Below are 19,157 nucleotides of genomic sequence, written 5' to 3'. Positions count from 1 at the left end.
ACGGACCGTAAGGTCGAACATCGCGCGCGTCAACGGTTCGGACGAAGTCCCCGAGAAATGCCGGGTGTTCTGCGCGATGCGTTGACGTGCTCAGCTCCGCTGCCTAAGTTGCCGTTCGTAATCCTGATCAGTGTCCGAAATATCGAACGCGAGTATCGAGAACGGCAGAGGTGGACATGGCGCGCAGGAGATGGAAACTCGGGCTCACCGTCGGGGCGTTGGGCTCCCTGCTGGCGGGGACGCTCGCCGCGAGCCCCGGAGCGGCGGCCGGTCCCGCAGCACCGGACGAGCCGGTCGACTACACCCTCGACGTCGACACGGCCCGCACCGGAGCGAAGATCGACGACTCGATGTACGGCGTCTTCTACGAGGACATCAACCGGGCGGCCGACGGCGGGCTCTACGCGGAGCTCGTGCAGAACAGGTCCTTCGAGTACAGCACCGACGACAACAAGGCCTACACGCCGCTCACGTCGTGGGACACCTCGGGCGCCGCCCGCGTCCGCAACGACGACGGCCGCCTGCACACCCGCAACCGCAACTATCTCTCCCTGGACGCCGGTTCGGCCGTCACGAACTCCGGCTACAACACCGGCATCGCGGTCACCAAGGGCAAGCGGTACGACTTCTCGGTCTGGGCCCGCACCGGCGGGGTCGCACGCGCCCCGCTGACCATCGGCATCCGGGACTCCGCCGGCGAACTGGCCGCCGCTCACCGCGTCACCGCGCGCGGCGGCTGGGCCAAGTACAAGGTGTCCTTCACCGCCACCCGCACCTCCGCGACCGGACGCCTCACCGTCACCGCCGGCGCTGCCGTCGCCCTCGACGAGATCTCCCTCTTCCCGCGCGACACGTACAAGGGCCGCGAGAACGGCCTGCGCAAGGACCTCGCCGAGAAGATCGCCGACCTGCACCCCGGCTTCCTGCGCTTCCCCGGCGGCTGCCTGGTCAACACCGGCAGCCACGAGGCGTACGACGAGAAGTCGGGCTGGCAGCGCAAGCGCTCGTACCAGTGGAAGGACACCATCGGCCCGGTCGAGCAGCGCGCCACCAACAGCAACTTCTGGGGCTACAACCAGAGTTACGGCCTCGGCTACTACGAGTACTTCCAGTTCGCCGAGGACACCGGTGCCATGCCGCTGCCCGTGGTGCCCGCCCTGGTCACCGGCTGCGGCCAGAACAAGGCCACCGACGACGACGCGCTCCTGAAGCGGCACATCCAGGACACCCTGGACCTCATCGAGTTCGCCAACGGACCCGTGACGAGCGAGTGGGGCAAGAAGCGCGCCGCGATGGGCCACCCCAAGCCCTTCCGCCTCACGCACCTGGCGGTCGGCAACGAGGAGAACCTGCCCCACGAGTACTTCGCCCGCTTCAAGCAGTTCCGCGCGGCCATCGAGGCCGAGTACCCGGACATCACCGTGGTCTCCAACTCCGGGCCCGACGACAGCGGCGCGATATTCGACACCGCCTGGAAGCTCAACCGCGAAGCGAACGTCGACATGGTCGACGAGCACTACTACAACAGCCCCCAGTGGTTCCTGGAGAACAACGACCGCTACGACTCCTACGACCGCAAGGGTCCGAAGGTCTTCCTCGGCGAGTACGCCTCCCAGGGCAACAAGTTCTCCAACGCCCTCTCCGAAGCCGCCTTCATGACCGGCCTGGAGCGCAACGCCGACATCGTGAAGCTCGCCTCGTACGCGCCGCTGCTCGCCAACGAGGACTACGTGCAGTGGAAGCCGAACATGATCTGGTTCGACAACGACCAGTCCTGGGGCTCGGCCAACTACGAGACGCAGAAGCTCTTCATGCGCAACGTCGGTGACGAGGTCGTGCCCTCCACCGCCTCCGGCACCCCGGCCGGCTCGGGGCCGATCACCGGCGCCGTCGGCCTCTCCACGTGGGCGACCAGCGCCGTGTACGACGACGTGAAGGTCACGTCCGCCGACGGCAGGACCCTCCTGGCCGACGATTTCTCGGCCGGTGACAGCCAGTGGAAGAAGGCGTCGGACAAGGGCAGTTGGGCCGTCCGGGACGGCGCGTACGTCCAGTCCGACGAGGCCGCCGAGAACACCCTGGTCACGGCCGGCGACAAGGGCTGGCAGAACTACGACCTGAACGTGAAGGCCACCAAGAAGGCGGGCAAGGAAGGCTTCATGGTCGCCTTCGGCGTCAAGGACACCGGCAACCACTACTGGTGGAACGTCGGCGGCTGGAACAACACCCAGTCGGCCGTGGAGAAGACCACCGACGGCGCCAAGCAGACGATGGTCCAGGACAACACGACCGTCGAGACGGGCCGCAGCTACGACCTGCGCGTCGAGGTCCGCGGCCGCCAGGTGACGCTCTTCCTCGACGGCAAGAAGTGGGGCTCCTTCACCGACGACAAGCCCGCCGAGCCCTTCCGCCAGGTCGTCACCCGCGACAAGGCCACCGGTGAACTGATCGTCAAGGTCGTCAACGCCCAGGGCACACCCGCCCGTACGCGGGTCGGCCTCGGCGACGGCGCGAAGGTCGCGTCGAAGGCGCGGGTGACCACGCTGACCGCCGACCCGGCCGCCGAGAACACCAAGGGCGCCCGGCCCGTCGCGCCCAGGACGTCCACCTTCGACGGGGTGGACGACCGCTTCTCGTACACCTTCCCGGCGAACTCGGTGACGTTCCTGCGGATCAGGACCGAGTAGCCCGATCCGTCTCCCTCGCAGTGAGGTAAGTCATGACCCGTACCGCCCGCTTCACCCTGCACCCGGACTTCGCCGTCGGCGATGTCGACCCCCGCCTCTTCGGCTCCTTCGTCGAACACCTCGGCCGGTGCGTCTACACCGGCATCCACGAGCCCGGCCACCCCACGGCGGACGAGACGGGCCTGCGCGGGGACGTCCTCGACCTGATCCGCGAACTCGGTGTGACCACCATCCGCTACCCCGGCGGAAACTTCGTCTCCGGCTACAAGTGGGAGGACTCCGTCGGCCCGGTCGACGAGCGGCCCCGCCGCCTCGACCTGGCCTGGCGCTCCACGGAGTCCAACCGCTTCGGCCTCTCCGAGTACATCGCCTTCCTCAAGAAGATCGGCCCGCAGGCCGAGCCGATGATGGCGGTCAACCTCGGCACCAGGGGAGTGGCCGAGGCACTGGAGCTCCAGGAGTACGCCAACCACCCCTCCGGCACGGCCCTTTCGGACCTGCGTGCCGCGCACGGCGACAAGGACCCCTTCGGCATCCGGCTCTGGTGCCTCGGCAACGAGATGGACGGCCCCTGGCAGACCGGCCACAAGACGGCCGAGGAGTACGGGCGGCTCGCCGCCGAGACCGCCCGCGCGATGCGGCAGATCGACCCCGCCCTGGAACTCGTCGCCTGCGGCTCGTCGAGCCAGGCCATGGACACGTTCGGCGCGTGGGAGGCCACCGTCCTCGCCGAGACGTACGAACTCGTCGACCACATATCCCTGCACGCCTACTACGAAGAGACCGACGGCGACCGCGACTCGTTCCTCGCCTCCGCCGTCGACATGGAGTCCTTCATCGAGAACGTCGTCGCGACCTGCGACCACGTGGGAGCACGCCTCAAGTCGAAGAAGAAGATCAACCTCTCCTTCGACGAATGGAACGTGTGGTACCTGACCAGGAGCCAGGAGGAGGCGGCGGCCGCCCGCCTCGACGGGACGTCGGACTGGCCCGAGGCACCCCGCCTCCTGGAGGACAACTACTCCGTCACGGACGCCGTCGTCTTCGGCTCCCTGCTCATCGCGCTGCTCCGGCACGCGGACCGGGTGGCCGTCGCCTGCCTCGCCCAGCTCGTGAACGTGATCGCGCCGATCCTGACGGAGCCGGGCGGCCCCGCGTGGCGGCAGACCACGTTCTTCCCCTTCGCCCAGGCGTCGCGGTACGGACGCGGGCGGGTCCTCGACGTGCGGGTGGACTCACCGACGTACGAGACGGCGAAGTTCGGCGAGGTGCCGCTGCTGCACGCCACGGCGGTGCGCGCCGACGACGGCACCGTCACCGTCTTCGCCGTCAACCGCCACCAGTCCGCACCGCTGCCCCTCGAAGTCGCCCTGAGCGGCCTCGACGTGACGTCCGTCGTCGAACACAGCGCCCTCGCGGACGCCGATCCGGAGGCCCGCAACACCCTGGCCGAGCCGGAGCGGGTCGCCCCGCACGAGGTCACGGGCACGGAGCTCCGGGACGGCACGCTGACTGCCACGCTGGAGCCGCTGTCCTGGAACGTGATCCGGCTCAGGTGACCCGAGCTTTCCCGGCCCGACCGGCAACCTGGTGACGGGTGGCGGCGACTATCCGGCGTACCTCCCCATGAGCCGCTCTGAAGGGACGTCGACATGACCACGCACCGCAGGGGCAACGACCGCCGCCGCCACCTGATCCTCTTCACCGGAGCCGGCGCCGCCGCACTCGCGCTCGGCGCCGCGCTCCCGCACCTCGCCGCCGCCGAACCCGCGCGGTCGGCGGAGGCGCGGTCCGCGCAGGCCGAGAACGCGCCGATCGGATTCGGCGCGGGGACGACGGGCGGTGGCAACGCCACCCCCGTCACCGTCACCACGCTCGCCGCCTTCAAGTCCGCCGTCGCGGGGGACACCGCCAAGGTCGTCAAGGTCAACGGCCTGATCCCGCTCAGCGGCCAGGTCGACATCGGCTCCAACACCACGGTCCTCGGCACCGGTTCGGCCTCCGGCTTCACCGGCGGCGGCCTGCGCGTGAAGGAGGCCACCAACGTCGTCGTGCGCAACCTGAACATCAGCAAGCCGGTGGCGCCCGCCGACGGCATCACCGTGCAGGAGTCGACGAAGGTGTGGATCGACCACAACTCCTTCTCGGCGGACCGCGAGCACGACAAGGACTACTACGACGGCCTTCTCGACATCAACCACGGCTCGGACAACGTCACCGTGTCGTGGAACACCTTCAAGGACCACTTCAAGGGCTCCCTCGTCGGCCACAGCGACAACAACGGCGCCGAGGACAAGGGCCACTTGAAGGTGACCTACCACCACAACCACTTCAGCAACGTCTACTCGCGCATCCCCAGCCTCCGCTTCGGCACCGGCCACTTCTACGACAACTACGTCCAGGGCGCCGACACGGCGGCGCACTCCCGCATGGGCGCCCAGATGCTCGTCGAGAACAACGTCTTCCGCTCCACCAAGATCGCCGTGACCACGAGCCGCAGCAGCGACGTCGACGGCTACGCGGTGCTGCGGGGCAACGACCTCGGTGGCGCCGCCACGGAGATCTCGCAGGTGGGCTCCTTCACGAAGCCGCCCTACAGCTACACCGCCGAGCCCGCCTCGTCGGTCGTCGCGTCCGTCACGCAGGGCGCGGGTGCCGGAAGGCTCTGACGCCCTCAAGAGCAAGGAGAACCGTGTGAGCCGCACCCTCCTGCGCAGCATCCGCTCCACCACGGGGCGCAGAGCCCTCCTCGCCCTGCCCGCCGCCGTGCTGCTCGCCCTCGTGCCGGGCACCGCGTCGGCCTATCCCAACCCCGGCACCGTCACCGGCAGCACCGTCGTCCACGACCCGACGATGGTCCGCACCCCGGTCGGCAAGTACCTCCTGTACGCCACCGGGGGCGGCGTCGGCCACCGGGCCTCCACCGACCGGATCGCCTTCCGCGCCGGCGCGGACGCCTTCGGCAGCCGGCCGGGCTGGTGGTCGCGGTACTCCTCCGTGCCGGAGGCCTGGGCTCCGGACATCTCGTACCACGGCGGGAAGTACCTGATGTACTACTCCGTCTCCAGCTTCGGCTCGAACACGTCCGCGATCGGGCTCGCGGGCTCCACCACGGGCGAGCCGGGCACCTGGACCGACCACGGAGCGGTCATCACCTCGGGCCCGGACAGCGACCACAACGCCATCGACCCGAACCTCTTCGTCGACGACGACGGCAAGTGGTGGCTGTCCTTCGGCAGTTGGTGGACGGGGATCAAGATGATCCGCGTCGACCCCGCGACGGGCAAGCCGTACGCGGGCGACACGACCCGCCACTCGCTGGCTTCCCGGCCGACCGGGACGAAGGCGGTCGAGGCGCCGTACGTCGTCAAGAGGAACGGCTTCTACTACCTCTTCGCGTCGTACGACACCTGCTGTGCGGGCACGAACTCGACGTACAAGATCAAGGTGGGGCGTGCCTCCTCCCCGACGGGCCCGTACTACGACAAGAACGGCGTCGCGATGACGCGGAACGGAGGCACCACCGTCCTGGAGTCCCACGGGCGGTACATCGGTCCCGGCGGCCAGTCCGTGCTGAAGGACGTCGACGGCGACCTGCTCGTCTACCACTACTACGACGGCCAGGACAACGGCACCCCGAAGCTCGGGGTCAACCTTCTCGACTGGAGCTCGGGCTGGCCGGTCGCCCGCTGACCGGGCCCTGGACCGGGCTCGGGGCCGGCCCTGCGACGGGATACGTCGACACATCGACTCGTTATTGAAAACGATTGTCATGCTGCTATGGTCGAGCAGCCGCAAAGTCGACGTGTCCCGTTCCAGGAAGAAGTCCCGTGCGCCATCGCAAGCTGCTGCCTCCCGCCGCCCTGGCCCTGTCCTCCGTGCTCGCTCTCACCGGGTGCTTCGCCGCGAGCGCGGACGGCTCGGGGAAGGCGTCGGGCGGCGAACGGATACGCGTGGCGATGATGAACCCGCCCCGCTCCGGCCTCTCCCCGCTCAGCGACGACGCCTTCAAGCTGTCGCGCTGGTCCACCGCGGAGACCCTGGTCACCCTGGACGAGGAGGGCGACGCCGAACCCGCGCTCGCGACCCGGTGGAAGCGGACGGACGAGCGCACCTGGACCTTCACCCTCCGCGAGGGCGTGACGTTCCACGACGGCACCCCGCTGACGGCCCGGGCCGCCGTGCGGTCCCTCACCGAGGCGGCGACCGCCTCCCCCAAGCCGCGCATCCTCGACGGCGTCGACTTCAAGGCCGAGGCCGGGACGGGGGCGGAGGGCGACACCGTCGTCGTCACCACGGGCGAGCCCGACCCGCTCGTCCCGCAGCGGCTCTCCTCGCCGCAGCTGTCCGTCCTGGCCGCCAAGGCGTACCGGGGCAGCACGGTCGACCCCGTCGGGGCGGGCACCGGCGCCTTCGTCCTCAAGAAGGCCGACGGCACGTCGTCGGCGACCCTCGACCGCAACGAGAAGTACTGGGGCGGGCGTGCCAGGGCCGCGGGCATCGACGTGACGTTCGTCCCCGACGGCGCCGCGCGGGCCGCCGCCCTGCGCAGCGGCGACGCCGACATCGTCGAGGCGATCCCCGTCTCCCAGGCCTCGCTCCTGGAGAAGGACCAGATCACCGAGGTGCCCATGCCGCGCACCAACACCCTCTACCTGAACACCGCCCACGGCGTCTTCAAGGACGCCGGACAGCGGGCCGCCGCCCGCGAGGCCATCGACGCCGACGCCCTCGTCGACGACATCTACGAAGGCCGCGCCGACACCGCGGAAGGCCTGCTCGGGCCCGCCCTGCCCTGGGCGGCGGAACGCGCCGGACGCACCCGCGCCGCCGAGCCGGCGAAGCCGTCCGGCGACACCGTCACGATCGGCACCTTCACCGACCGGGCCGAGCTGCCCGAGGTGGCGGCCACGCTCCAGCAGCAGCTGAAGAAGGCCGGCTTCGAGGTGAAGCTGGAGGTACGGGAGTACGCCGCCATCGAGGCGGACGCGCTGGCCGGGAAGTTCGACGCGTTCGTCCTCTCCCGCGCCACCGTCATCGACTCCGGCGACCCGGCCGCGTACCTGCGCAGCGACTTCGCGGGCGACGGCTCCTTCAACATCTCCCGGCTCGCCGACCCGGTCGTCGACAAGGCCGTCCGCACGGCGGAGGAAACCACGTCCGGCGCCGCCCGCCGCGCCGCGGTCCTCGACGCCGAGACCGCGATCCTCAACACCGACGCGGCCATCCCCATGCTCCACGAACGAGTCATCCAGGGCGACGCCACAAACGTCGTGGGCTCCGCGAAGGACCCACGCGAACGTGAGCTCATCACGCTCGACACGTACGTCAAGTGATGGCTGAGGTGCGGTACTTGGCGCGACGGGTGCGGGTCGTGGGGCGGCGGGCGCGGTTCGTGGCGCGCCGGATGCGCCGGGTGCGCGGGGCCGCCGGGGCGGCGGGGGCGTGGGCCGTACGTCCGTTGGCCGGGGTGCGGCGGGTCGGGTGGTGCGTCCGGGCGCGGGGCGGGCGGTCGTCTGCCGGGCTGCGGGGCGGGCGGCCCGCGGCCGGGGCGCGGTGGATCGGGCGGTCGGGCGAGGCGCGGCTGATCGGGCGGTCGGGTGGGATGTGGCGGGTCATGCGGTCGGGCGGGATGTGGCGGGTCATGCGGTCGGGTGCGGCTCGGGCCGGGCTGGTGCGGGGAGGTGTGCTTGTCGGCGTGCTTGCCGTCGTCGGTCTGTTGCCGTGGCTCTCCGGCCGGGACCCGGCCCTCACCGTGCTCCGCGCGCGCTCCGCCGAGCAGGAGCCCACCGCCGAGGCGCTGGCGGCGATCCGCGCCGACCTCGGCCTGGACGCCGGGCCCCTCACCCTCCTCACCGGCTGGGCCGGCGGCCTGATCCGCGGCGACCTCGGCACCTCCTGGGTCTCCGGAGCCGACGTGCTCCCCTCCGTGCTCGCCGGACTCGGCGTCTCGCTCACCCTCATGGGCGCCTCGCTCGCCGTGGCGCTGCTCGTCGCGACCGCCGTGTGCCTGCCCACGCTGGTACGCGGCGCGCGCGGCACCCTGCGCGGCGGGGGAGGAGCCGGCGGGGCGATGCTCGCCGCCGTCCCCGAATTCCTGCTCGCCACCGTGCTGTTGATCGTGCTCGGCGTGTGGTGCGGGCTCCTGCCGGTCTCCGGCTGGCAGGGGCCACGCCACCTCGTGCTGCCCGCCCTCGCCATGGGCGTCCCCGCGGGCGGACTGCTCGGCCGGCTCGTGGACGACGCGCTGCCCGCCGTGTTCCGCGAGCGCTGGACGGACGTGTGGCGGGCGAGCGGGACGAGCCCCGCCCGGCTGACCGGGGCGGCGCTGCGGCGCGCCCTGCCCGCGCTCGTGCCGCAGGTCGGTCTGGTCGCGGTCGGGCTGACCGGCGGTGCGGTCGCCGTCGAGACCGTCTTCGCGGTGCCCGGCCTCGGCCGCACCGCACTCGGCGCCGCCAAGTCCCAGGACCTGCCGCTGCTCCAGGGCTCGGTCCTCGCGCTGCTGCTCCTCGCGCTCGCGGCGGGCGGCTGCGCGGCCCTCGTACGGAAGGCGCTGTTCGGCGCCGCGCTCAAGGGCTCGGCGCTCACGCTGCCCGCGCCGCCGCCGGGACACATACCGGCGAGGGTTCCTGCCCTGCTCGGGGCGGCCCTCGCGGCCGTCACCGGGTGGGGCCTGCTGCGCGATCCGTACGCGGTCGACACCGCGCTGCGGCTCGCCGCACCTTCCACCGCGCACCCCCTCGGCACGGACGCGCTCGGCCGTGACGTGCTGGCCAGGCTCGGGCACGGGGCCGCGAGCACCGTCGGCGTGGCGCTCGCCGTGTGCGCCGTCTCGCTGCTCGTCGCGCTCGTCCTCGGCTTCCTGCCGAACGTGGCCGCGGGCGCCTCCGACATCGCCAACGCGCTGCCGCCCGTCGTGGTCGGCGTCCTCGCCGCGGCCCTCACCGGACCCAGCACCTTCGGCGCATCCCTCGCGGTCGCGCTCATCTCCTGGCCGCCGCTGGCCGCGCACGCCGCGGCGCTCGTCCGGGAGACGCGCGCCGGGGCCCACCTGGCGGCACAGCGGGCCATCGGGGCGAGCCCCGCGTGGATCCTCACCCGGCACGTGCTGCCCGCCGTTGCGGGTCCCGTCGCCCGGCACGCGCTCCTGCGCCTCCCCGGCACCGCGCTCGCCCTGGCGGCCCTCGGCTTCCTCGGCCTCGGCGCGCGGCCGCCGTCCCCCGAGTGGGGGCTCCTGCTCGACGAATCACGGCTGTACGTAGAAAGGGCACCGGTCGCCGCCCTCGCACCGGCGGCCGCACTCGCGCTGCTGGCGGGTCTGGCGGTGACGCTGGCGTCGGTACGGCCACGCACCGCGCGTGCGACGCGCACGCCGCGTACGGCACCGTCCCCGATGCTCGCGGAGGCCAAGGCATGAGCGCCCTTTTGCTTGCCGCGAGGCGTCTACGTGTGCCCGCGGCCCTCGCACTCGCGCTGCGGCCGCGCATCGCGCGCACGCCGCGCACAGCACAGTCCCCGATGCTCGCGGAGGGCAAGGCATGAGCGCCCTTTTGCTTGCCGCGAGGCGTCTACGTGTGCCCGCGGCCGTCCCACTCGTGCTGCGGCCGCGCATCGCGCGCACGGTGCGTACGGCCCAGTCCCCGATGCTCGCGGAGGCCAAAGCATGAGCACCCCTTTGCTTGCCGTGCGGGACCTCAGGGTGACCGTCGGCGCCGTGTCCGCGGTGCGCGGGGTCTCCTTTGATGTTCACGCCGGCCGGGTCACCGCCCTGGTCGGCGAGTCCGGTGCGGGTAAGTCGTTGACCGCCAGAGCGGTCCTCGGGCTCGCGCCGCGTGGTGCCCGGGTGGCCGGCAGCGTACGTCTCGACGGTGAGGAGGTCGCCGGGGCGGGGGCGGACGTCTACGGCCGCCTCTGGGGGCGGCGCATGGCGTACGTGCCCCAGGACGCGCTGGCCGTCCTCAGCCCCGTGCACACGGTCGGCGCCCAAGTCGCCGCCGCCGTACGCTCGGTGGCCCGCGTCCCGCGCGCGGAGGCCCGGCGCAGGGCGGTCGCGGCGCTGGACCGCGTCGGCATCGCGGACGCGGCACGGCGCGCCCGCTGCCTCCCGCACGAGTTCTCCGGAGGCATGCGCCAGCGCGCGGTGATCGCGATGGCGCTGGTGAACTCCCCGGACCTGATCGTCGCCGACGAGCCGACCACGGCACTCGACCCCCGCCTCCGGGAGGAGATCCTGCACGCCCTGACGACGGCACCCCACGCGTCCGGGGCCACGTCCCCGGCGCTGCTCCTCATCACCCACGACCTGCCCCTGGCCGCCGCCCACGCCGACCACACCGTGGTCCTGTACGCGGGAAGATCCATGGAGGCCGGTCCGACGTCCCAGGTGCTCACCCACCCGAAGTCCCCGTACACGGCGGGCCTCCTGGCCTCCTCGCTACCGAGGGCCACAGGGGCGCGGCGTGCGGCGCGCAGGCCGTTGCCCGTGGTCGCGGGGAATCCGCCGTCCCCACTCGCGCTCCCCGCCGGGTGTGCCTTCGCGGACCGGTGCCCGGTGGCCGCCGACGGGTGCCGGGCGGCGGCACCCGAGCTCCTCGACGGCGGTACCGGGCACGCCGTCGCGTGCCACCGCTCGGGGGAGCTGCCCGCACCCCTCACCGGGCTCTACGCCGAGGAGGCCGCCGCGTGACCCCGCTGCTCGAAGTGACCGATCTCGTCGTGCGGTACGGCGAGCACATCGCCGTGGACCGTGTGTCGTTCCGTATCGACGAGGGCGAGACGCTCGCGCTGACGGGCGAGTCGGGCTGCGGGAAGTCGTCCACGGCGACCGCCGTGCTCGCACTGCGCAGACCCGAGCGGGGCAGCAGCGTCCGCTTCGCCGGGCAGGAGCTGACGACGCTGCGCGGCCGCGAACTGCGCGCGCTGCGGCCGCAGTTCCAGCCCGTCTTCCAGGACCCCTACGCCTCCCTCTCGCCCCGCACCCCCATCGGCGCCACCATCACCGAGCCGCTGCGTGTGCACGGCAGGCCCGTCGCGGGAAGGGCGGCCGAGCTGATGGAGCTGGTCGGCCTCGACCCCGCGTACGCGGGCCGCCTGCCGCACGAGCTCTCCGGCGGCCAGTGCCAGCGTGCCGGGATCGCCAGGGCGCTCGCCCTCGGCCCCCGGCTCCTCGTCCTCGACGAGCCGGTCTCCGCGCTCGACCCCTCCGTCCGCTCCGGCATCGTCAACCTCCTCACCGACCTCCAGGACCGCCTCGGACTCGGCTACCTCTTCATCTGCCACGACCTGCCCCTCGTCCGCCACCTCGCCCACCGCGTCGCCGTCATGTCGGCCGGACGGATCGTGGAGACGGCACCCACGCACGAGATCTTCGACGCGCCCCGGGACCCGTACACCCGGAAGTTCCTCACCGGCCACTGACCCCGCCCCCGGGGACTACGAACGTCGCTCCCACTCGGTGCGGGTGAGTTCGTACTCGACTTCGCCGTGCTCGGAGCCTTCGATGGCCTCCGGCCAGTCGCCGGTGAAGGTGCGGAGGAACGACAGGCCCGCCTTCGCCATCACCCGCCGCGATCCCGCGTTGACCGTCATGGTGTTCGCGGTCACCCGCTCCACCCCGAGGTCCGTGAAGCCCTTGTGGATCAGGGCCCGTGACCCCTCGGTGGCGTAACCGCGGCCCCAGGCGGCCTTGTTGAGCCGGTAACCGAGCTCCACCACGGCCGGGCTGTGTTCGTCCAGCGGGCGGAATTCGAACCAGCCCAGGAAGGCCCCGGTGTCCTTCTCCTGCGCGGCCCAGTAGCCGCGGGTCCCGAAGCACGGGTGGTCGTGGAGGAGCCTGGGCAGGGTCCGGGCCCGGATCGCCTCGCGGCTCGTGGGGCGGCCGCCGTTGATGAAGCGCATGACGTCGGGGTCGCTGTCCAGGGCGAGCAGGTGGTCGACGTCGGCGTCGGCGTCGGTGAACGCACGCAGCACGAGCCGGTCGGTCTCCAGGAAGATGTCCATGCCGCGATCTTCACCACTCGCAGGAGAGCCCGCCACCGGATATGTGCTTCAGGCGGTGCGTGCGTACGGCAGGAGCGCGTGTCACAGCCGGAAAGTCTCCTACCCGTTGAACCTACCCGTTGACCTGCTCGGAACGCGCCGCTTACCGTTTCGACGTTCGACATCACAGATGTTGTTCGAAATCACGGACGTCCCATCGCTCCGGAAAGGCGCGCCAGCGTATGAACCCCAGCGAATCCACGACGAACCAGAATCACCACCAACGACCGCAGCGCAGACTCGTGTTGAAGGGCGCGGCCCTCGCCGCGGGCACCCTCGCCGCCGCCCCGGCCGTCGCCCGTGCCGCGACGCCGCACGCCGCCCCCTTCGCCAACCCCCTCGTCCGGCAGCGCGCCGACCCGCACATCCACCGCCACACCGACGGCCGCTACTACTTCACCGCCACCTCACCCGAGTACGACCGCATCATCCTGCGCCGCTCCCGCACCCTGCGCGGCATCGCGACCGCCGAGGAGGCCGTCGTCTGGCGCAAGCACGCGAGCGGTGACATGGGCGCGCACATCTGGGCGCCGGAGATCCATCACATCGACGGCAAGTGGTACCTGTACTTCGCCGCCGCGCCCGCCGACGACGTGTGGAAGATCCGCATGTGGGTCCTGGAGAACCCCCACCGCGACCCGTTCAAGGGGACCTGGACGGAGAAGGGGCGGATCGTCACCGCCTGGGACACCTTCTCCCTGGACGCGACCACCTTCACGCACCGCGGGTCCCGCTACCTCGCCTGGGCGCAGTACGAGCCCGGCATGGACAACAACACGGCCGTGTTCCTGTCGCGCATGGCCAACCCTTGGACCGTGACGGGGCCTCAGGTCAGGCTCACCACGCCCGAGTTCGACTGGGAGTGCGTCGGGTTCAAGGTGAACGAGGGCGCCTCGGTCATCAAGCGCAACGGGCGTGTCTTCATGACGTACTCCGCGAGCGCCACCGACTCGAACTACTGCCTGGGCCTGCTCACCGCCGACGCCCGCAGCGACCTCCTCGACCCCGCGTCGTGGACGAAGTCACCGAAGCCCGTCTTCACCAGCAACGACACCACCAAGCAGTACGGGCCCGGCCACAACTCCTTCACCGTCGCCGAGGACGGCCGCACCGACGTCCTCGTCTACCACGCCCGCCAGTACAAGGAGATCACCGGCGACCCGCTGCACGACCCCAACCGGCACACCCGCATCCAGCGGCTTGGCTGGAAGGCCGACGGCACACCGGACTTCGGCATGCCCGTGGCGGACGGCCGCGGCTTCTGAGAAACAGTGCGACCCGGCCCACGTGGTCGTGGCCGGGTCGCGCCGCAGTCCGGACGTGCGGGCCCTGATCAGCGGGCGGAGAAGGTGTGCACCGTGCTCGACCGGTAGGTCTCGCCGGGGCGCAGCACCGTGGAGGGGAACGACGGCTGGTTCGGGGAGTCCGGGAAGTGCTGGGTCTCCAGGCACAGCCCGTCGCCCTGGCGGTAGGTGCGTCCGGAGGGGCCCGTCAGCGTGCCGTCGAGGAAGTTGCCGGAGTAGAACTGCACGCCGGGCTCGGTCGTGGCGATCTTCATGGTGCGGCCGGACTCCGGGTCCCGCAGGGTCGCGAAGTGCTCGGGGCGGTGGGTGATGCCCTTGTCGAGGACCCAGTTGTGGTCGTACCCCTTGGCGGTCACCAGCTGTGGGTGGGCAGCACGGATGTCCTTGCCCACGCGCTTCGCGCGCCGGAAGTCGAAGGGCGTGCCCGTCACCCTCGCCAGCTCGCCCGTCGGAATCAGGCCCGCGTCCGTCGGGGTGAACCGGCCGGCTGCCAGCGTCAGTTCGTGGTCGTAGACGTCGCCGGTGCCCTCGCCCGCCAGGTTGTAGTACGTGTGGTTGGTGAGGTTCACGACGGTCGCCTTGTCGGTGGTCGCCGTGTAGTCGATCCGCCAGTCGCCGCGGCCGGTGAGGGTGTACGTCACCTTCACCCGCAGCGTCCCCGGATAGCCCATCTCGCCGTCGACGCTCACGTAGCGCAGGACGAGGCCGACGCCGGAAGGACCGGCGAACGGCTCCACGTCCCACACCCGCGTGTCGAAGCCCTTCGCGCCGCCGTGCAGGCTGTTCTCCCCGTCGTTGACGGACAGTTGGTGCGTCCTGCCGTCCAGGGTGAAGCGGCCTCGCGCGATGCGGTTGCCGTAGCGGCCGATGAGCGCGCCGAAGAAGGTGGTCCCCGCGGTGTACGCCTCCACGGTGTCGTAACCGAGGGAGACGTTGGTGTACCGGCCGCGCCGGTCGGGCAGTTCCAGGGACTGCACGATGCCGCCGTACGACAGCACCTTCATCCGCGTGCCGCCGTTCGCCAGCGACCAGCGGTACACCTTCGTCCCGTCGGCGAGCCTGCCGAAGAGCTCCTTGGTGGGCCGCGCGCCGTCCGCCGCGTGCGACGTACCGGCGACGGCCGCGGTGATGCCCGTGGCGGCGGCCGCCGCCAGTACGGTGCGTCTGCTCGTATCCATGTACGGCTCCAAAGGGTTCGGTTGGGGTGGACGGGCCGGTCTGCTACCGGCCTACCTTGCGCTTGTTCCAGACGTCGAACCCGACCGCGGCGAGCAGCACCAGGCCCTTGATGACCTGCTGGTAGTCGGTGCCGATGTTGACCAGGGACATGCCCTGGTTGAGGACGCCGAGCACCAGGCCGCCGATCACGGCACCCATCACCGTGCCCACGCCGCCGCTCATCGACGCGCCGCCGATGAACGAGGCCGCGATCGCCTCCAGTTCGAAGTTCAGGCCCGCCTGCGGGGTGCCCGCGTTCAGCCGCGCCGCGTACACACAGCCCGCGAGCGCCGCGAGCACACCCATGTTGACGAAGATCAGGAACGTGACGCGCTTGTCCTTGACGCCGGACAGCTTCGCCGCCGCCTTGTTGCCGCCCAGCGCGTACACATGCCGGCCGATGACCGCGTTGCGCATCACATAGCCGAGGCCGATCAGCAGGCCGCACATGATGAGCAGCACGACGGGCACACCGCGGAAGCTGGCCAGGGTCAGGGTGAAGGCGATGACGGCGGCGCTGATCGCGACCAGCTTGGCCACCCACAGGCTCGTGGGCGTGACGTCGAGGTCGTACGCCAACTGCTGCTTGCGGCTGCGCCATTCACGGAAGACCAGGAAGACGACCGTCACGAAGCCGATGACCAGCGTCGGGTTGTGGTACTGCGTGTACGGGCCCATCTCCGGGATGAAGCCCTTGGCGATGTTCTGGAAGCCGTCGGGGAACGGCGAGAGCGACTGGCCCTCCAGGACGATCTGCGTGAGACCGCGGAAGAGCAGCATCCCGGCCAGCGTCACGATGAACGACGGGATGCCCACGTACGCGATGAAGAAGCCCTGCCACGCCCCCGCGACCGCGCCGATCAGCAGCGAGAGGACGAGCGCGAGCACCCACGGCATGTCGTGTTTGACCATCATCACCGCCGACATGGCGCCGACGAAGGCCACCAGCGAACCGACGGACAGGTCGATGTGGCCGGCGATGATGACGATCATCATGCCGATGGCCAGGATGAGGATGTAGCCGTTCTGCTGGATCAGGTTGGAGACGTTGCTCGGCAGCAGCAGGACGCCGTCCGACCAGATCTGGAAGAGGATGACGATGAAGGCCAGGGCGATGAGCATGCCGTACTGGCGCATGTTGGAGCGCACACTGCGCAGCAGCAGTTCACCGACGGAGGCCTTGGCGGGTGGGGTGGCCGCGGTGTCGCGCGGGGGCGTGGTCGTGGTGGTCATGGCGGATGCCTCAGCTTCTGTTCTTGGTCATGTGGCGCATCAGGAGTTCCTGGGTGGCGTCCGCGCGGTCGACCTCACCGGTCAGCCGGCCCTCGGCCATCGTGTAGATCCGGTCGCACATCCCGAGCAGCTCGGGCAGTTCGGAGGAGATGAAGAGGACCGCCTTGCCCTCGGCCGCGAGCTTGTCGATGACGGTGTAGATCTCGTACTTCGCGCCGACGTCGATGCCGCGCGTCGGCTCGTCGAGGATCAGCACCTCGGGGTCGGCGTGGATCCACTTGCTCAGCACGACCTTCTGCTGGTTGCCGCCGGAGAGCCGCCCCACCTGCTCGAACACCGTGGGGGCCTTGATGTTCATCGACTTGCGGTAGCGCTCGGCGACGGACCGCTCGTGGTGTTCGTCGACGAAGCCGTCCCGGCGCCGCATGCCCGGCAGCGAGGCCAGGGAGATGTTGCGGTTGATGTTGTCGATGAGGTTCAGGCCGTACTGCTTGCGGTCCTCGGTGACGTACGCGATGCCCGCGTCGACTGCTGCGGGCACCGTCTTCGTGACGACCGGGCGCCCGCCCACCGACACCTTTCCGGACACGTACTGACCGTACGAACGCCCGAAGACGGACATCGCCAGCTCCGTGCGGCCCGCGCCCATCAGACCGGCGATGCCGACGATCTCGCCGCGCCGCACGGTCAGCGACACGTCGTCGACGACCTTGCGCTGGTGGTCGACCGGGTGCCGCACCGTCCAGCCCTCGACGGCGAGGGCGGGCGAGCCCGCGTCCTCGCCCACATAGGGCGTGCGGTCGGGGAAGCGGTGGTCGAGGTCGCGGCCGACCATGCCGCGGATGATGCGGTCCTCGGACAACCGCGGTTCGGCGTCCGGCGTCTCACGGACCGTCAGTGTCTCGATGGTCTGTCCGTCGCGCAGGATCGTCACCGAGTCGGTGATGGCCCGGATCTCGTTCAGCTTGTGGGAGATGATGATGCTGGCGATGCCCTGCTCGCGCAGTCCCACGATGAGGTCGAGGAGCTTCGCGCTGTCCTCGTCGTTGAGCGCGGCCGTCGGCTCGTCCAGGATGAGCAGCTTCACCTCCTTGGACAGCGCCTTGGCGATCTCCACCAGCTGCTGCTTGCCCACGCCGATGTCGGCGACCGGTGTCTGCGGCTTCTCGTTCAGGCCCACCCGCTTGAGCAGAGCGCTCGCCCTGCGCAGCGTGTCGTGCCAGTCGATGATGCCGCGCCGGGCCTGTTCGTTGCCGAGGAAGATGTTCTCGGCGATGGACAGGTAGGGGACGAGCGCCAGCTCCTGATGGATGATGACGATGCCGTGCCGTTCGCTGGCGCGGATGTCCTTGAAGGCCATCCGCTCGCCCTCGAAGTGGATCTCGCCGTCGTAACTTCCGTGCTCGTGGACGCCGCTGAGGACCTTCATCAGCGTCGACTTGCCCGCGCCGTTCTCGCCGCAGATCGCGTGGATCTCCCCGGCCCGCACGGTCAGGTTCACATCGGAGAGCGCCTTGACGCCGGGGAACGTCTTGGTGATGCCGCGCATCTCAAGGACTGGCCTGCTCACTTCAGCTGCCCCGCCGTGAAGTACCCCTCTTTGACGAGGAGTTCCGTGTTCGTCCTGTCGATGCTGACGGGGTCGAGGAGGTACGACGGCACGGTCTTCTTGCCGTTGTTGTAGTTCGTGGTGTCGTTCACCTTGGGCTTCTTGTCGTTGAGGACCGCGTCGCCCATCGCCACCGTCTGCGCGGCCAGCTTGCGGGTGTCCTTGAACACCGTCTGCGTCTGCTCGCCGCGGATGATGGACTTCACCGACGCGAGCTCCGCGTCCTGTCCCGTGATCACCGGCAGCGGCTGGCTCTTGGAGCCGTAACCCGCGCTCTTCAGCGCGGAGATGATGCCGAGCGAGATCCCGTCGTACGGCGACAGGACCGCGTCGACCCGCTCCGAGCCGTAGTTCTTGCTGATCAGGTCGTCCATGCGCTTCTGCGCGGTGCCGCCGTCCCAGCGCAGCGTGGTGGCCTGGTTCATCCTCGTCTGCTTGCTGCGGACGGTGAGCTGCCCGGTCTTGAAGTACGGCTCAAGCACGGACATCGCGCCGTTCCAGAAGTACTTGGTGTTGTTGTCGTCCGGCGAGCCCGCGAACAGCTCGATGTTGTACGAGTCGCCGCCCTTCTCCGGCTTGCCGAGCTTCAGCTTGTCGACGATGTACTGCCCCTCAAGCCGGCCGACGCGCTCGTTGTCGAACGACGCGTAGTAGTCGACGTTCTCCGTGCCGAGGATCAGGCGGTCGTACGAGATCACGGGGATGCCGGCGTCGTGCGCGCGCCGCAGGACCTCGGTCAGCGCGGAGCCGTCGATGGCGGCGACCACCAGCAGACTGCGCCCCTTGGTGATCATGTTCTCCAGCTGGGCGATCTGGTTCTCGACCTTGTCGTCGCCGTACTGCAGATCCGTCTTGTAACCGGCCTTCCGGAACTGCTCGGCCATGTTCTTGCCGTCGGCTATCCACCGCTCGGAGGCCTTGGTCGGCATCGCGAGTCCGATGGTGGCGCCCTTTCCGGCGTCCGGCTTGTACCGGCTGCCGCCCTTGGCCTCCTGGCCGCAGGCGGTGAGCGAGCCGAGCAGGACGGCGGTGGCCACCGCGGCGGCGAGGCGCGTGCGGGTGCGCATG

At 70.5% G+C, this 19,157-nt stretch carries 15 protein-coding genes; 9 read left to right on the top strand and 6 right to left on the bottom strand.

Annotated elements, in window-relative coordinates; genetic code table 11:
* Positions 1 to 176 precede the first annotated feature (176 nt).
* The 5 genes from AB0H82_RS16245 to AB0H82_RS16225 all read left to right on the top strand — a co-directional run bounded on the left by AB0H82_RS16245 (position 177) and on the right by AB0H82_RS16225 (position 8,023).
* Positions 177 to 2,687: an alpha-L-arabinofuranosidase C-terminal domain-containing protein gene (locus tag AB0H82_RS16245; protein WP_362993079.1), complete on the top strand. Its 2,511-nt coding sequence runs from the start codon at positions 177 to 179 to the stop codon at positions 2,685 to 2,687.
* A 32-nt stretch (positions 2,688 to 2,719) separates the two neighbouring features.
* The gene (locus tag AB0H82_RS16240) at positions 2,720 to 4,246 is read left to right on the top strand and encodes an alpha-N-arabinofuranosidase (RefSeq protein WP_362993077.1); all 1,527 of its coding nucleotides are present in this window, start codon (positions 2,720 to 2,722) and stop codon (positions 4,244 to 4,246) included.
* A 93-nt stretch (positions 4,247 to 4,339) separates the two neighbouring features.
* Complete coding sequence (locus AB0H82_RS16235; RefSeq protein ID WP_362993075.1) at positions 4,340 to 5,356, top strand: polysaccharide lyase family 1 protein; 1,017 nt, start codon at positions 4,340 to 4,342, stop codon at positions 5,354 to 5,356.
* A gap of 25 nt (positions 5,357 to 5,381) precedes the next feature.
* Positions 5,382 to 6,380 (top strand): arabinan endo-1,5-alpha-L-arabinosidase, encoded by a 999-nt coding sequence (locus AB0H82_RS16230; protein ID WP_362993073.1) that lies wholly within the window; start codon positions 5,382 to 5,384, stop codon positions 6,378 to 6,380.
* 137 nt (positions 6,381 to 6,517) lie between these two features.
* Complete coding sequence (locus tag AB0H82_RS16225) at positions 6,518 to 8,023, top strand: ABC transporter substrate-binding protein (protein ID WP_362993071.1); 1,506 nt, start codon at positions 6,518 to 6,520, stop codon at positions 8,021 to 8,023.
* On the opposite strand, the gene AB0H82_RS16220 is transcribed toward AB0H82_RS16225, so the two are convergent.
* Positions 8,016 to 8,333 carry a hypothetical protein gene (locus AB0H82_RS16220; protein WP_362993069.1) on the bottom strand — a complete coding sequence of 106 codons (318 nt, stop codon included), beginning with the start codon at positions 8,331 to 8,333 and terminating at the stop codon, positions 8,016 to 8,018. The two genes, AB0H82_RS16225 and AB0H82_RS16220, sit on opposite strands and share 8 nt — an antisense overlap.
* Here AB0H82_RS16220 and AB0H82_RS16215 point away from each other — a divergent pair.
* The 3 genes from AB0H82_RS16215 to AB0H82_RS16205 all read left to right on the top strand — a co-directional run bounded on the left by AB0H82_RS16215 (position 8,332) and on the right by AB0H82_RS16205 (position 12,104).
* Positions 8,332 to 10,104: an ABC transporter permease subunit gene (locus AB0H82_RS16215; protein WP_362993067.1), complete on the top strand. Its 1,773-nt coding sequence runs from the start codon at positions 8,332 to 8,334 to the stop codon at positions 10,102 to 10,104. The two genes, AB0H82_RS16220 and AB0H82_RS16215, sit on opposite strands and share 2 nt — an antisense overlap.
* A 246-nt stretch (positions 10,105 to 10,350) precedes the next feature.
* Positions 10,351 to 11,373, top strand: coding sequence for an ABC transporter ATP-binding protein (locus AB0H82_RS16210; RefSeq protein ID WP_362993065.1), 1,023 nt, complete (start codon positions 10,351 to 10,353; stop codon positions 11,371 to 11,373).
* On the top strand, positions 11,370 to 12,104 hold the full coding sequence (locus tag AB0H82_RS16205) for an ATP-binding cassette domain-containing protein (protein WP_362993063.1): 735 nt from the start codon (positions 11,370 to 11,372) through the stop codon (positions 12,102 to 12,104). Before AB0H82_RS16210 ends, AB0H82_RS16205 begins: the two co-directional genes overlap by 4 nt.
* Before the next feature lie 15 nt (positions 12,105 to 12,119).
* Here the strand turns inward: AB0H82_RS16205 and AB0H82_RS16200 are convergent, their stop codons facing one another.
* On the bottom strand, positions 12,120 to 12,686 hold the full coding sequence (locus AB0H82_RS16200; protein WP_362993061.1) for a GNAT family N-acetyltransferase: 567 nt from the start codon (positions 12,684 to 12,686) through the stop codon (positions 12,120 to 12,122).
* Positions 12,687 to 12,907: 221 nt separating this feature from the next.
* Between AB0H82_RS16200 and AB0H82_RS16195 the strand changes: the two genes are divergently transcribed.
* On the top strand, positions 12,908 to 13,990 hold the full coding sequence (locus tag AB0H82_RS16195; protein WP_362993059.1) for a glycoside hydrolase family 43 protein: 1,083 nt from the start codon (positions 12,908 to 12,910) through the stop codon (positions 13,988 to 13,990).
* A 68-nt stretch (positions 13,991 to 14,058) separates the two neighbouring features.
* Here AB0H82_RS16195 and AB0H82_RS16190 read toward each other — a convergent pair whose 3' ends face one another.
* From AB0H82_RS16190 to chvE, 4 genes are read right to left on the bottom strand one after another with little or no spacing between them, the layout of a single operon-like run.
* The gene (locus AB0H82_RS16190) at positions 14,059 to 15,207 is read right to left on the bottom strand and encodes an aldose epimerase family protein (RefSeq protein WP_362993057.1); all 1,149 of its coding nucleotides are present in this window, start codon (positions 15,205 to 15,207) and stop codon (positions 14,059 to 14,061) included.
* Positions 15,208 to 15,250: 43 nt separating this feature from the next.
* Entirely contained in the window at positions 15,251 to 16,480 is a 1,230-nt protein-coding gene (gene mmsB / locus AB0H82_RS16185) for a multiple monosaccharide ABC transporter permease (RefSeq protein ID WP_362993055.1), read from the bottom strand.
* Between the two features lie 10 nt (positions 16,481 to 16,490).
* The gene (gene mmsA, locus AB0H82_RS16180; RefSeq protein WP_362993128.1) at positions 16,491 to 18,029 is read right to left on the bottom strand and encodes a multiple monosaccharide ABC transporter ATP-binding protein; all 1,539 of its coding nucleotides are present in this window, start codon (positions 18,027 to 18,029) and stop codon (positions 16,491 to 16,493) included.
* 17 nt (positions 18,030 to 18,046) lie between these two features.
* Entirely contained in the window at positions 18,047 to 19,156 is a 1,110-nt protein-coding gene (chvE, locus tag AB0H82_RS16175) for a multiple monosaccharide ABC transporter substrate-binding protein (protein WP_362993053.1), read from the bottom strand.
* Position 19,157 lies beyond the last annotated feature (1 nt).

Origin of the sequence: Streptomyces sp. NPDC050732 (genome assembly GCF_040654255.1) — a bacterium.
Taxonomy (GTDB): domain Bacteria; phylum Actinomycetota; class Actinomycetes; order Streptomycetales; family Streptomycetaceae; genus Streptomyces.
The sequence above is the reverse complement of the archived record's forward strand: the minus strand, read 5'-3'. Positions and strand labels throughout refer to the sequence as shown.

Excerpts from the sequence above, each read along its gene's own strand:
- AB0H82_RS16240 (WP_362993077.1), top strand. The coding sequence starts at position 2,720 with ATGACCCGTACCGCCCGCTTCACCCTGCACCCGGACTTCGCCGTCGGC.
- AB0H82_RS16210 (WP_362993065.1), top strand. The coding sequence starts at position 10,351 with ATGAGCACCCCTTTGCTTGCCGTGCGGGACCTCAGGGTGACCGTCGGC.
- AB0H82_RS16200 (WP_362993061.1), bottom strand. The coding sequence starts at position 12,686 with ATGGACATCTTCCTGGAGACCGACCGGCTCGTGCTGCGTGCGTTCACC.
- AB0H82_RS16220 (WP_362993069.1), bottom strand. The coding sequence starts at position 8,333 with ATGACCCGCCACATCCCGCCCGACCGCATGACCCGCCACATCCCACCC.
- AB0H82_RS16195 (WP_362993059.1), top strand. The coding sequence starts at position 12,908 with ATGAACCCCAGCGAATCCACGACGAACCAGAATCACCACCAACGACCG.
- AB0H82_RS16235 (WP_362993075.1), top strand. The coding sequence starts at position 4,340 with ATGACCACGCACCGCAGGGGCAACGACCGCCGCCGCCACCTGATCCTC.
- mmsB (WP_362993055.1), bottom strand. The coding sequence starts at position 16,480 with ATGACCACCACGACCACGCCCCCGCGCGACACCGCGGCCACCCCACCC.
- AB0H82_RS16215 (WP_362993067.1), top strand. The coding sequence starts at position 8,332 with ATGCGGTCGGGTGCGGCTCGGGCCGGGCTGGTGCGGGGAGGTGTGCTT.
- chvE (WP_362993053.1), bottom strand. The coding sequence starts at position 19,156 with ATGCGCACCCGCACGCGCCTCGCCGCCGCGGTGGCCACCGCCGTCCTG.
- AB0H82_RS16245 (WP_362993079.1), top strand. The coding sequence starts at position 177 with ATGGCGCGCAGGAGATGGAAACTCGGGCTCACCGTCGGGGCGTTGGGC.
- mmsA (WP_362993128.1), bottom strand. The coding sequence starts at position 18,029 with ATGCGCGGCATCACCAAGACGTTCCCCGGCGTCAAGGCGCTCTCCGAT.
- AB0H82_RS16190 (WP_362993057.1), bottom strand. The coding sequence starts at position 15,207 with ATGGATACGAGCAGACGCACCGTACTGGCGGCGGCCGCCGCCACGGGC.